This is a genomic window from Mesorhizobium sp. WSM4848 (assembly GCF_055811375.1).
Map to the genome: position 1 here is coordinate 72,794 of NZ_JBVVPX010000035.1, position 11,457 is coordinate 84,250.

Below are 11,457 nucleotides of genomic sequence, written 5' to 3' on the forward strand. Positions count from 1 at the left end.
GGTGGAATGCGCGTGAGCGCCACAGCCTGAGCCAAAGATCAGCAGAATCGGGAGGATATGATGAAACTCTACTGCGGCATTGGTCCGAATTCCTACCGCGTTCGCATCTTCATGGCTGAGAAAGGCATCGACGTTCCGCGGGTTGATGTCGACCTGACAAAAGGCGAGCACAAGGCGCCGCAATTCCTTGAGCTCAACTCACTCGGCCAGATTCCCGTGCTCGTGCTCGATGACGGGACGGTGATCACCGAAAGCATCGCCATCTGCCGCTATCTGGAGGCGGTTCATCCGACGCCGGCACTGTTCGGCTCGGACGCGGTCAGCCAAGGCAAGGTCGAGATGTGGAACCGCCGCGCCGAGATCGAGATCTTCGGAACGATCGGCAGCATTGCCCTGCATTCCGACCCCATGTTTGCGGAACGGCTTGTGCAGTTCCCGGCTTTCGCCGAAACCCAGCGCGAAGCCGTTCCGGAAAAGTGGGCGTGGCTTGACCGCGAGATCGCCGATGGCCGCCCGTTCATCGCCGGCGACCAGTACTCCGTCGCCGACATCACCGCCGCCGTCGCAGCCTGGCTTGGCGCCTTCTTCGGAGCCGACATCCCGGACTCGCTCGTCAATGTCCATCATTGGCTCGAGCGTGTTCAGAAACGTCCAAGCTGGAACGCTTAGCCCGATGCCGGACACTGTTTCAATGGGACGCTCAACGCCAAGCACCTGAATCCTAAGGGGCTTTCGCCATGCCTGTCAAAAGCAGATCGGATCTAATCCGCAGTTACTTCGCCGCCTACCAGGCCAACGACCGCAGCGTCATCGAGGCGGTGCTGACAGGCGATTTCACCAGCCCCCATGACGACGACATCGACCGCACGACCTACTTCGCGCGCTGCTGGCCGAACAGCACGCTGTTCGGCGCTACCTGCAAGGACGGCGTTTTCGTCCCGCAATAACCATTGAGCTAGCTCATCGGCCTGTCGAGGAGGTATGACGGAGCAGTGTGCCTTTCTCGACAGCGATGATGATCTCGGCACCCGCAAGCAAGCATGGCTGCTCGACGCGCCTGGAGCGCTACTGGCAAAGACGGCGCACCTCAGCTTCCGGGCGAGCCAAGCTGCTCGGCCTCCCAGAACTGGTCGAGCCAGATATTGAGCTTCAGGAAGCCGGCACTGCTGACCGTATAGACGCGCCTTGTCCCTTCCGGCTTGGCATTGACCAGCCCGGCGTCGAGCAGCACCTTCAGATGCTGCGAAACCGCCGGTCGCGAGACCGGCAACCCGGCGGCCAGTTCGTTGACGGTCTTCGGGCCGCGCCGGAGCTCTTCCAAGAGATGGCGCCGGTTGGGATCGGCAATCGCCATAAAGGCGTCGGAAAACATCATGCCTTATTTGTGAGGCAAAGTTTTCCAAATCTCAACCGTTGGTTTCAGGCTTTCTGCGCGGATCGAGCCGCAAGGCTTCCGGCGTGATCGAGCGTTCGGCCGGCTGCGTCTTGAAGGCGTCGCGGTCTTCGATTGGCACCGGTGCGCGCCGGCTGATGCGCAGCAGCGTATAGAATGCCAGGCAAAGATGCGCGAGGGCCGTTGCAAGGAACAGGCTTTCCGGACGCATCCAGCCCATCAGGCCGGCGGCCAGCAGCGGCCCGATCATCGTGCCGAAACCATAGAGCAGCAGCAGGCCGCCGGACACTTTGACGAAATCCTCCGCCCGGGCGTGGTCGTTGGCATGGGCCACGGCGATCGAATAAAGCGTGTAGGCAAAGGCGCCGTAGGCGGCGGTGCAGACGATGACGAAGACGCCGGAGCGCGGCTCGAACAGGAACAGCGCGACGGCGAACAGCGCCGCGCCGAACGCCAGGCCCGCCAGCACGAAGCGGCGGTCGGTCTTGTCGGAGAGACGCCCGGCCGGAAGTTGCATGGCGGCGCCGGCGACGACCACCAGGCTCATCATCAGCGCGATCTCGGCCGTGGAAATGTCGATGCGGGCGCCATAGACGGCGCCAAGCGTGCCCCAGGCGCCGTTGGCGACGCCGATCAAAACGCAGGCGATCGCCGACACCGGCGAATTGACATAGAGCCCCTTGACGTCGAGCGAGACGTCCTGCAGCGGCTTGGGATGCGAAGCCGTCGACACTGCGGTCGGAATGAGCGACAGGCAGAACAGGATGCCGGTGATCATGAACAGCGAGGCCGACTTCACGTCACCGCCGGCAACGATCATCTGGCCGCCCATGATCGAGGCATAGGTGACCATCATGTAAAGCCCGAAGACGGCCCCGCGGTTCTCGTTGGTGGACTTCTCGTTCAGCCAGCTTTCGATGATCATGAAGGCGCCAGCCATGGTGAAGCCGGTGAAGGCGCGCAGCAGGATCCAGATATATTCGTCGATGATCAGGCCGGTGAGCAGTGCGACGATGGCTCCCGATGCCGCAAAGGCGCCAAAAGCGCGTACGTGACCGGCGCGGCGCACCAGGCGCGGCGCAAAGAAGCAGCCGGTGACGAAGCCGCCGGCCCAGGCCGTGCCCATCAGGCCGAGCGATGCGGTCGAGAAACCCTCCAACTGGCCGCGCAGCGGCAACAGCAGCCCGTGCAGCCCGGTCGCCGCCAGCAGGAAAGCGGTGCCGCGAAGCAGCGAAAGGATCGGTCGGTAGCTTGCAAACATTTAGCTTATCCGGCTGGGATTTGGGGAGGGTCTGGAGACAGTCGCATTCGAGCTTTTCGGCGGCGGGCGCTTCGGCTCTGGAAACTATCCGCGGCGGAACAGCGCTTCGGCCGCTGATTTGGTGGTGCTCTTGGTCTTGAGCTCGGCTTCGAGCCGGGCGATCTCGTCGCGCAAGATGCCGATCCGTTCGGACAGTTCATCGACGGAAAGCAGCGACAGATCCTGCCCGATCTCATGCGGGCGGGCTTTCTTTTTGGGTTCGTCGTCGAAGATCGCCATCGTCGCTCCTCGCTCATGCGCAAAAATTAAACGGCTACAGCGTCCTTTGCGCGTCCAATCGCACGCCCGGCGCTGCAGTGGCCATTTGCCTGATTTGGCAATCAGCATACATAGGGCATGGGCAAGGATGCAAACAGTCAGCAAGAAAACCGGCAGCCGGCAAGAAACTGGCGAAGCGAGACGGGAAAATTCATGGCGAGCGGACAGGACAAGATTCCGGCGAAGATGACGGCCATCGCGATCACCGAACCCGGCGGACCGCGGGTGCTGAAACCGGAAACGCGCGACGTGCCCGTGCCTGGTCCCGGCGAAATCCTGATCCGGGTGCGCGCCGCCGGCATCAACCGGCCGGATGTGCAGCAACGCAAGGGCGTCTACCCGCCGCCGCCTGGTGCGTCGGACCTGCCAGGCCTCGAAGCGTCGGGCGAAGTTGCAGCTCTCGGCGACGAGATATCCCGCTGGCGCGTCGGCGACCGGGTCTGCGCGCTGACGCCCGGCGGCGGCTATGCCGAATACGTCAAGGTCCATGCCGGCAGCGTGCTGCCGCTGCCGGCCGGCTTCACCCACACCGAGGCGGCGGCGGTACCGGAAAACTACTTCACCGTCTGGCACAATGTCTTCGAGCGCGGCGCCCTGAAGAGCGGCGAGACGCTGCTCGTTCATGGCGGCTCGTCCGGGATCGGCACCACGGCAATCCAACTCGCCTCGGCCTTCGGCGCCTATGTCATCACCACCGCCGGCAGCCAGGAGAAGTGCGACGCCTGTCTGAAGCTCGGCGCCGACCGGGCGATCAACTACCGCGAGGAGGATTTTGTCGCGGCGGTCAAGGACGCGACCGGCGGCAAGGGCGCCAACGTCATCCTCGACATGGTCGGCGGCGACTATGTGGCGCGAAACTACGAGGCCGCGGCGGTGGAAGGCCGCATCGTCCAGATCGCGACGCAGAGCGGGGCGGTGGCAAGCGCCGATTTCTCGAAGATCATGGTCAAGCGGCTCACCCACACCGGCTCGACGCTGCGGCCGCGCACCGTCGAATTCAAGGCGGCAATCGCCGCAGCGCTGGAGGCGCAGGTGTGGCCGCTGCTCGGCACCCGCAAGGTAGCACCGGTCATGGACATGATCTTCCCGCTCACGGAAGCGTGGCGGGCGCATGAGCGGATGGAGGACGGCGACCACATCGGCAAGATCGTGCTCGATGTCGGCTGACGGTCGGTAAGCAAGCTGAACAAAACCTTAATTGCGCAATGCAACAAACGCATTGCCGCCATGCAAAAGCGTCTGTTCAACTTTTCATCAACGGTGCCTATTTGAGCGGCATCGAAACGATGGAGGACTACCATGAACCCGATCCGTGCTTTCCGTAACTGGCGTATGTACAATGAAACCGTGCGCGAACTGAACCGCCTGAACGCTCGCGAGCTCAACGACCTCGGCATCAACCGGGGCGACATCGAGAGGATCGCCCGTAAGACGCTTTGATCTCGAGCGAGATCTCGCCCGAAAAGCATCAAGGCGCATTTTCGCGAAGTGGTGCTTGCGTCCGAGATCATGCTTTAGAAGCCAGAGCCGCAGCAGACGGGTTTGCCGTCGCCGGTTCCGAGCCCGCTGGACCCAGTCCGGCGGGTTTTGTCGTTTTGAAGTCCGTCAAGCAGCGGCTGCAATGATCGATCGGCGCCGCGAGGCGCCGGACCTCCCAAAAACGTTGCGGAACGGCTACGGAGAGGCTATATAAATCGCGATTTTCCCATTTTGGTGGCTCTAAAACCACCGCCCGCGCGGGAACGCGGGCGAACGAGAAGGATTTTTCGCAATGGCCAATACGCTGCTGATGCCCAAGGCGACCGCCGTCTGGCTGGTCGACAACACGGCGCTGTCCTTCGAGCAGATCGCGCAGTTCTGCGGGCTGCATCCGCTCGAGGTCAAGGCGATCGCCGACGGCGAATCGGCGCAAGGCATCAAGGGCATGGACCCGATCATGACCGGCCAGCTGAGCCGCGACGAGATCGCACGCGCCGAGAAGGATCCGAACCATCGGCTGAAGCTGTCCGACCCCAAGGTGCGGGTGCCGGAATCCAAGCGCAAGGGTCCGCGCTACACGCCGCTGTCGAAGCGCCAGGACCGGCCCAACGCTATCCTCTGGCTGGTGCGCAACCATCCCGAGCTGAAGGACGCGCAGATCGCGCGCCTCGTCGGTACCACCAAGTCGACGATCGACCAGATCCGTGACAGGAAGCACTGGAACTCGGCCAATCTGCAGCCGATGGATCCGGTGACGCTGGGCCTCACCTCGCAGATCGACCTCGACATGGAAGTCAACCGCGCCTCGCGTGGCCGCGAGCAGGCACAGCCGGCCGGCGACACGCTGCTGCCGGCGGCATTGACCGAGCGCCTGGTGCCGGCGCCGGAGAAGCCAAAGGACGAGGATGCGGAACTCGACGCCAACGCCGTCTTCGCCAAGCTCTCGGCGCTGAAATCGAAGGACGAGGACAAGGACGACGAGGAGGGGTGAGGCGCCTCTTCCTTCTCCCCTTGTGGGAGAAGGTGGCCGCGAAGCGGCCGGATGAGGGGTGCTCCAGCTTGGCACCAACAGCGCTCCGTCCAGCACCCCTCTTCGTCTTGGTGCTGCGCGCCAATCCACCGCCCGGGGCGAGTCACGGGCCTCGCCTGCCCTTCGGGCCCCACAAGGGGAGAAAGGTAAGAGCGCCTATGTTCGCGCGGCCCGGTCCGGCGCCATGCCGTAGTCCTCGCTGCGCTCCACCGCACGGTAAAAATCGGCGAGCTGCTTGCCGCGCTCCGGCTTGAAGATGCGGCCGGCTATGACCACTGAAGCGATGCGGTCGATGCGGAAAGCGCGAAAGTCGTCGCGCATCTCGCACCAGGCGACCAGCGTCCACACCTTGCCCCAGAACCACAGGCCCAATGGCCTGATGTCGCGCGCGGTGCTGCGGCCGGCTTCGTCGGAGTAGTCGATGGTCAGCACCTGGCGTTTTTCCACCGCGCGCTCGATCAGGTCGATTGCTTCGCGGGCGGCGTCGCTCACCACCCACATCGGCGTGTGGATCTCGGTGCGGGCGATGCGGTCCTTTTCGGCATCGGGCAGCACGGCGCCGATCTTGACCAGCGCCTCGTCGGCGGCCCGCGCCATCGCAGCGCCGCCAAACGCACGCACCATGCGGGCGCCGGCGACCAGCGCGACGATCTCGTCACGCGTGAACATCAGCGGCGGAAGGTCGAAACCCTCCCTCATCATGTAGCCGACGCCGGCCTCGCCGTCGATCGGCACACCGGTCGACTGCAGGTCGGCGATGTCGCGGTAGATGGTTCGCTCGGATACCTCGAGCCACGTGCCCAGCTTCTGGGCGGTGACCAGGCGGCCACCGCGCAGATGCTGCACGATCTGGAAGAGCCTGTCGGCGCGGCGCATCGTACGGTCCTCGATGTTGCTTTTATGCATGCCCAAAACCGGTTCCCACTTCTGGGCGACATGCATTATGATTTCAGCCCTTCGCGCTTGCGCTGCGCGGCGACGAATGCCGCGCTGAAGGACAACTTCCGTGTTGTCGGCGTCATTGCATCCAGCACCCGCCAGAACGGCGCGATGTCGCTCAGCGTCATGCCGCGTTCCAGATCCTCATTGGCGGCCTCGGCGACAGTGCGCAGATGATAGCCGATGGTGACCGGACATGTCACTTCGGCGCCATGCTCAATGGCGAGCGCGGTGCGCAACGCGCGGACATCCATGGCCACGCCCTTTGGAATGGAGCGGATGAAATCTTCAACCTGCCGTGCCGTCGGCACCAGCATCGGCTGGCCCTCGACGACGTCGCCAACAGTCCGCGGCGTCGGCTTGATGCCGTTGATGCCCGGCGTGTTCAGCTTGTCGTTCCAGCTCTTTACCATGCGTCACCTAGACGAAGAGCCCGAAGCTTTTTGCAGGGGGAAGGCCATGTCTGTCTCCTGATGCTTTCGAATTATTGCACGCCGCTCCTGACACCATACTGTCAGGAGGCTTCAGCAAACTCCCCTTCGGTATACTCCTTGGCGAACAGCGTGCGCATCTCAGCGAGATCGCTGATTCTCTGCGGATAGAGCGTCTTCAAATAGGCAAGAGCGAAGGTGCCGGGAGCCGAACCAGGCGCGGACACGATGCGACCGTCGGCGACGGCATAGGGCACGTCCTGATAGTTCTGGGCGCCCGGATAGCCCGGTTCCTTTTCGTTGATCCAGTCACGACCATTGCTGGTGTGTTTGGCCTTCTCGAACAGACCGGCCCGCGCCAGTGCCAGCGTGCCGGCGCAGATGCCGCCGACCACCCCGCCGCGCGCCGCAATCGCTGTCAGCAGTGCGGAGACGTCAGGCGGCGCATCGACCCACTGGTCGGAGCCGATGACCGCGACGGCGTCGAGATCGGTGTTTTCATCAACCGCGGTGGAGCGGTCGGGCGTCAGCATAAATCCGCTGGCCGAAGTCACCGGCTTGCCGTTCGGCGCCAGCGACACCGCGCGTGCGCCGAACCATTCGACCGCCGAAGCCGCCAGCAGCCCGTATTCCCAGTCGGCGAAGCGATCGATGAAAAGAACGCCGATAGTTTTCTGTTCGGACATGTCCTGCTCCGTCTTTCGGTCCGCCGGACCTGTTTATCTGGGCGCGGTGGCGTCCGCATCCAACCGCTGCTGCGAAAAAAATCGCCTCAATGGCCGCGGCCGTGGCGGCCGTCATAATTATCCGGCCACCCGATGTCCTTGCGGATGCTGTGCGGCAGCTCGTCCATGAAACGCCGGGTGCGGATCTCGTTGCGCATCGTCCGGATCTTGCCGACATAATGCTGTACGCTACGCAGAATGGTAAAACCGTTCATGGCTGGGTCTCCTCTCTTTCGATGGAGACACTATCGCACACCCCTCCTGACAGCAGTCTGTCAGGAGGCTGAGCGGTCTTTGGTGAGAGTGCCAGGTTTTGCCGGTCCCGATCCGTCTGCCCGAGAGAAGCAGGCTTTCTCGTCGCCGGGACCAAGTCTTTCATCTGCCAACGACGGACGTCGGAATCCGCAGCAGCGATAGGGCCGGGGTTCCGATATTGAAGGAGAAAAAGTTTTCCAGAGATCAGGGAGATGACAATGAGCCTGCAACTGACAGGAATCCACCATCTGACCGCAATCACGGCCAATGCACCCGGAAACCTTCGCTTCTACACCAGGTCCTTGGGCCTGCGACTGGTCAAGAAGACGGTCAATCAGGACGACACGTCGGCCTATCACCTTTTCTATGCCGACGCCGAGGCGACGCCTGGCACCGATCTTACCTTCTTCGATTGGCCGGTCGGACGCGAGCGGCGCGGCACCAACAGCATCGTGCGGACCAGCCTGAGGGTCGCCAGCCGTGAAAGCCTTGCCTGGTGGAAGCAGCACCTGTCCGGCGAGACCGTCGCGACGGAAGAGATCGGCGCGACGGGAGAGATCAGTGATATCGGCGGCTACCCGTCGCTGGACTTCGAAGACCCGGAAGGCCAGCGCCTGCGTCTCGTCAGCGATGGCGGCAAGGGCGACAGTCATCCCTGGGCTCAAAGCCCGATCCCCATCGAGCACCAGATACGCGGGCTCGGGCCTATCGTCATCAGCGTTCCCGACATCACCAACACTGAAACCGTGCTGACCAGGGTGATGAACATGCGCAAGGCGCGGGACTATGCCTCGCCGGATGGTCAGGGCCAGGTTCACGTCTTCGAGATGGGAGAAGGCGGCCCGGCGGCGGAGCTTCATGTCGCTGTGCAGCCGGGCCTTGCGCCGGCACGGCAGGGCGCCGGTGCGGTCCACCACGTCGCATTCAGGGCGCCGGACCAGGAGATTTTGCATCAATGGACGGCGCGGCTGGCCGAATTCCGGCTGCCGTCAAGCGGTGAGGTCGAGCGATACTATTTCCGTTCGCTCTATTTCCGGGAGCCGAACGGGATATTGTTCGAGATCGCCACCGACGGCCCGGGGTTCACGGCCGACGAGCCGCTGGAAACGCTGGGCGAAAGGCTGGCCTTGCCACCGTTCCTCGAACCGAAACGGGCCGCGATTGAGGCCGGCCTAAAGCCGCTGGCATAATATCTCTCAGCGTTATGCCGATCTGATGCCAGCGGAGCGCTTTGACAGCCGACCGCAACGCTGATCAAAAGCGGCATGTCGAAACTTCTTGCGCTCGTTATCGTCGCCATGATGGTCATTCAGCTGATCAAGCCGCTCGGCTGGCCCGGGCTGAAGCGGCGCAGCGATTTTTGGAAGCTGGCGGTATTGGCGATGGCGGCGATTTCGATAACAGCGGCGCTGGGCCATTGGACCTAAAGCGCGTCGCGTTCAACCGACCTCACGCGACGCGCTTTAAGTTGTTGTTTTATGCATGTCGTTATCGCAAAACCGCTGCACACCCTCGGGTCAGGCCCGAGGGCATGCTTTTGCGCGACATGCATTAGGGCTGGCGGCCGCTACGCAGGCGTGGTTTGTTGGCCAGCACCAAATCGACCAGATGTTCCGCCCAGGCCCGGTAGCCGGCTTCCGAGGCATGAAATCCGTCGGGGGCAAAACCGGCTTCGGCATCGGTGATCGGCAGGCGCGGCGCCGGCACAGCGCCGCGTTCGAGGCAAAGGCGCTCGCCCATCCGGTTCATCTCGGCGGCGCGGATTTCCAGGATCTTTCCGAGCAGCGGCGGCATTGCCGGTGCACGGGTGAATTCCAGCACCGGCGACCACACCACGCGCGCCTCCGGCCATTTGGCGCGCAGCGCGTAGAGCAGGCCGCCAAAATCGCTTTTGAAGCGTGGCACCGAGTGAAAGTTCTTGGTGTCGTTGGTGCCGATGGCGAGCACAATATGTGTCCACGGATCGGCCGACAGATTGGGCAGCACATGATCGCGGATCTGGCCTGAGGTCGCCGAGTTGAAGCCGGCTGCCCGCCAGCGCACTGCGCGGCCGGTGCGTTTCGAGATCAGCTCGGCCAGTTGCGCGGCCAGCCCGTATTCGGAATTGCCGATGCCGACCGATGCGGCGGAAGAATCGCCAAGCATCAGCAGCGAGATCGCCGGCGCCAAGCCCGAAATCTCGTGCATGACCGGACCTTGCGCCGGCAGCATGCGGCTGGTGCGGCGGCGCACGCCGAGCCCCTGCCAGACATAGACCGGAAAGGCGAGCCAGGTGAGGAGGGCAAGAAAGCGCTGCATCGCAAACCGTTAATGGGGGCGTTCGGGCTCAGCGCAAGCCGACACGGCGCCGCATTGTTTTGGAGCATTTTGGAGCAGATGGAACCCGGGCCCATGGCCCGGGTTCGGACGAAGCTAGAAAAAACCGGTCAGGCGGCCTGTTCCAGTTCCGGCTGCCATTTGCCAAGCGCTGCCAGGTGGTTCATGTGGGCGCGGTGGGCGAAGGCGGCCTGGGCAGCGGCGACGTTGGCCGCCTTGCCGCCCCAGGCCTTCTGCGGCGCCGCCTGCAAGGCGCGGCCATAGGAGAAGGTCAGCTTCCATGGATGCGGGCCGATGGCGTTGATGGCGTTGAGGTTGGCGGTCGCCTCCTCGTCCGATTGCCCGCCAGAGAGAAAGGCGATGCCGCCAATCGCTGCCGGGACCGTTTCGCGGAACAGTTTTATGGTCTTTTCGGCGACTTCCTCGGGGCTGCTGGTGCTGCCCGACTTCTTGCCGGCGAGAACCATGTTCGGCTTCAGGATGGTGCCTTCGAGGACGACGCGGGCGGCGTAGAGCTCGGTGTAGAGTTTCGTCAGCGTCGCCTTGCTGATCTCGTAGCAGGTGCCGATGTCATGAGCGCCGTCCATCAGTACCTCCGGCTCGACGATCGGCACGATGCCGGCCTCCTGGCAGAGCGCCGCATAGCGGGCGAGCGCATGGGCGTTCGAGCCGATCGACGTGGCGGAAGGCACGCCTTTGGCGACGTCGATGTCGATCACGGCACGCCATTTGGCGAAACGGGCGCCGAGCTTGTAATAGTCGGCGAGCCGCTCGCGCAGGCCGTCGAGGCCTTCGGTGATGGTGTCGCCGGTGTGCCCGGCCAGAGGCTTGGCGCCGGCATCGACCTTGATGCCTGGAATGGCGCCGGTCGACTTGATGATGTCGACCAGCGGCGTGCCGTCGGCGGCTTTCTGGCGAATGGTCTCGTCATAGAGGATGACGCCGGAGATGTATCTGGTCATCGCCTCCTTGGCGCGGAACATCATCTCGCGATAGTCGCGGCGGCTGTCGGCGGTCGATTCGACGCCGATCACGTCGAAGCGCTTCTTGATGGTGCCGGAGCTTTCGTCGGCGGCCAAAAGACCCTTGCCGTCGGCCACCATCGCCGCGGCAATGTCCTCAAGACGTTCGCTCATTGTGGATCCTCCTGAACCGGTTTGTCCCAACAGTGTGAAATAATCCGGGCTAGCAGACCACTAGAGCAAGGCAGGTTCAAGTCGAACCATTCCGAGTCAGGGCAACGAGTTCAGGTTAACGGCGAGTTGTAATTTGTGGCACGGCGTAGGTTGGCGTGATTCAAGAGGCTTCCA

Annotated in this window: 16 protein-coding genes; 7 read left to right on the forward strand and 9 right to left on the reverse strand. The window is 63.3% G+C overall.

Annotation, left to right across the window (positions count from 1 at the left end; genetic code table 11):
- Window positions 1-60: 60 nt before the first annotated feature.
- Window positions 61-669, forward strand: a complete 609-nt coding sequence (locus AC0L16_RS26440) for a glutathione S-transferase family protein (RefSeq protein WP_473624235.1) — start codon at window positions 61-63, stop codon at window positions 667-669.
- Window positions 670-737: 68 nt separating this feature from the next.
- Entirely contained in the window at window positions 738-947 is a 210-nt protein-coding gene (locus AC0L16_RS26445) for a hypothetical protein (protein WP_473624236.1), read from the forward strand.
- Window positions 948-1,087: 140 nt separating this feature from the next.
- On the opposite strand, the gene AC0L16_RS26450 is transcribed toward AC0L16_RS26445, so the two are convergent.
- The 3 genes from AC0L16_RS26450 to AC0L16_RS26460 all read right to left on the reverse strand — a co-directional run bounded on the left by AC0L16_RS26450 (window position 1,088) and on the right by AC0L16_RS26460 (window position 2,933).
- Window positions 1,088-1,375, reverse strand: a complete 288-nt coding sequence (locus AC0L16_RS26450; RefSeq protein WP_077380481.1) for an ArsR/SmtB family transcription factor — start codon at window positions 1,373-1,375, stop codon at window positions 1,088-1,090.
- A gap of 31 nt (window positions 1,376-1,406) precedes the next feature.
- Window positions 1,407-2,654: an MFS transporter gene (locus tag AC0L16_RS26455; protein WP_473624238.1), complete on the reverse strand. Its 1,248-nt coding sequence runs from the start codon at window positions 2,652-2,654 to the stop codon at window positions 1,407-1,409.
- Between the two features lie 84 nt (window positions 2,655-2,738).
- Entirely contained in the window at window positions 2,739-2,933 is a 195-nt protein-coding gene (locus AC0L16_RS26460; RefSeq protein WP_023797052.1) for a DUF1192 domain-containing protein, read from the reverse strand.
- 192 nt (window positions 2,934-3,125) lie between these two features.
- Between AC0L16_RS26460 and AC0L16_RS26465 the strand changes: the two genes are divergently transcribed.
- The 3 genes from AC0L16_RS26465 to AC0L16_RS26475 all read left to right on the forward strand — a co-directional run bounded on the left by AC0L16_RS26465 (window position 3,126) and on the right by AC0L16_RS26475 (window position 5,442).
- Window positions 3,126-4,139, forward strand: coding sequence for an NAD(P)H-quinone oxidoreductase (locus AC0L16_RS26465; RefSeq protein ID WP_473624240.1), 1,014 nt, complete (start codon window positions 3,126-3,128; stop codon window positions 4,137-4,139).
- A 132-nt stretch (window positions 4,140-4,271) separates the two neighbouring features.
- On the forward strand, window positions 4,272-4,412 hold the full coding sequence (locus AC0L16_RS26470; protein WP_023797054.1) for a DUF1127 domain-containing protein: 141 nt from the start codon (window positions 4,272-4,274) through the stop codon (window positions 4,410-4,412).
- Between the two features lie 331 nt (window positions 4,413-4,743).
- Complete coding sequence (locus AC0L16_RS26475; protein ID WP_473624242.1) at window positions 4,744-5,442, forward strand: DUF1013 domain-containing protein; 699 nt, start codon at window positions 4,744-4,746, stop codon at window positions 5,440-5,442.
- 195 nt (window positions 5,443-5,637) lie between these two features.
- On the opposite strand, the gene AC0L16_RS26480 is transcribed toward AC0L16_RS26475, so the two are convergent.
- From AC0L16_RS26480 to AC0L16_RS26495, 4 genes are all read right to left on the reverse strand, one after another.
- Window positions 5,638-6,357 (reverse strand): helix-turn-helix transcriptional regulator, encoded by a 720-nt coding sequence (locus AC0L16_RS26480; RefSeq protein ID WP_095804614.1) that lies wholly within the window; start codon window positions 6,355-6,357, stop codon window positions 5,638-5,640.
- Window positions 6,358-6,422: 65 nt separating this feature from the next.
- Window positions 6,423-6,833 carry a hypothetical protein gene (locus AC0L16_RS26485; RefSeq protein WP_473624244.1) on the reverse strand — a complete coding sequence of 137 codons (411 nt, stop codon included), beginning with the start codon at window positions 6,831-6,833 and terminating at the stop codon, window positions 6,423-6,425.
- A 101-nt stretch (window positions 6,834-6,934) separates the two neighbouring features.
- A complete protein-coding gene (locus AC0L16_RS26490) occupies window positions 6,935-7,537 on the reverse strand; it encodes a DJ-1/PfpI family protein (RefSeq protein WP_473624246.1) in 603 nt (200 codons plus the stop codon).
- Window positions 7,538-7,623: 86 nt separating this feature from the next.
- The gene (locus AC0L16_RS26495; protein WP_473624248.1) at window positions 7,624-7,791 is read right to left on the reverse strand and encodes a hypothetical protein; all 168 of its coding nucleotides are present in this window, start codon (window positions 7,789-7,791) and stop codon (window positions 7,624-7,626) included.
- A 258-nt stretch (window positions 7,792-8,049) separates the two neighbouring features.
- On the opposite strand from AC0L16_RS26495, the gene AC0L16_RS26500 reads away from it, so the two are divergent.
- Both AC0L16_RS26500 and AC0L16_RS26505 read left to right on the forward strand, forming a co-directional pair.
- Window positions 8,050-9,021, forward strand: coding sequence for a ring-cleaving dioxygenase (locus tag AC0L16_RS26500; protein ID WP_473624250.1), 972 nt, complete (start codon window positions 8,050-8,052; stop codon window positions 9,019-9,021).
- A gap of 75 nt (window positions 9,022-9,096) precedes the next feature.
- On the forward strand, window positions 9,097-9,258 hold the full coding sequence (locus AC0L16_RS26505) for a hypothetical protein (protein WP_023797063.1): 162 nt from the start codon (window positions 9,097-9,099) through the stop codon (window positions 9,256-9,258).
- Window positions 9,259-9,382: 124 nt separating this feature from the next.
- On the opposite strand, the gene AC0L16_RS26510 is transcribed toward AC0L16_RS26505, so the two are convergent.
- Window positions 9,383-10,129 (reverse strand): SGNH/GDSL hydrolase family protein, encoded by a 747-nt coding sequence (locus tag AC0L16_RS26510; protein WP_473624252.1) that lies wholly within the window; start codon window positions 10,127-10,129, stop codon window positions 9,383-9,385.
- A 128-nt stretch (window positions 10,130-10,257) separates the two neighbouring features.
- Window positions 10,258-11,283: a class I fructose-bisphosphate aldolase gene (locus AC0L16_RS26515; protein ID WP_473624254.1), complete on the reverse strand. Its 1,026-nt coding sequence runs from the start codon at window positions 11,281-11,283 to the stop codon at window positions 10,258-10,260.
- Window positions 11,284-11,457 lie beyond the last annotated feature (174 nt).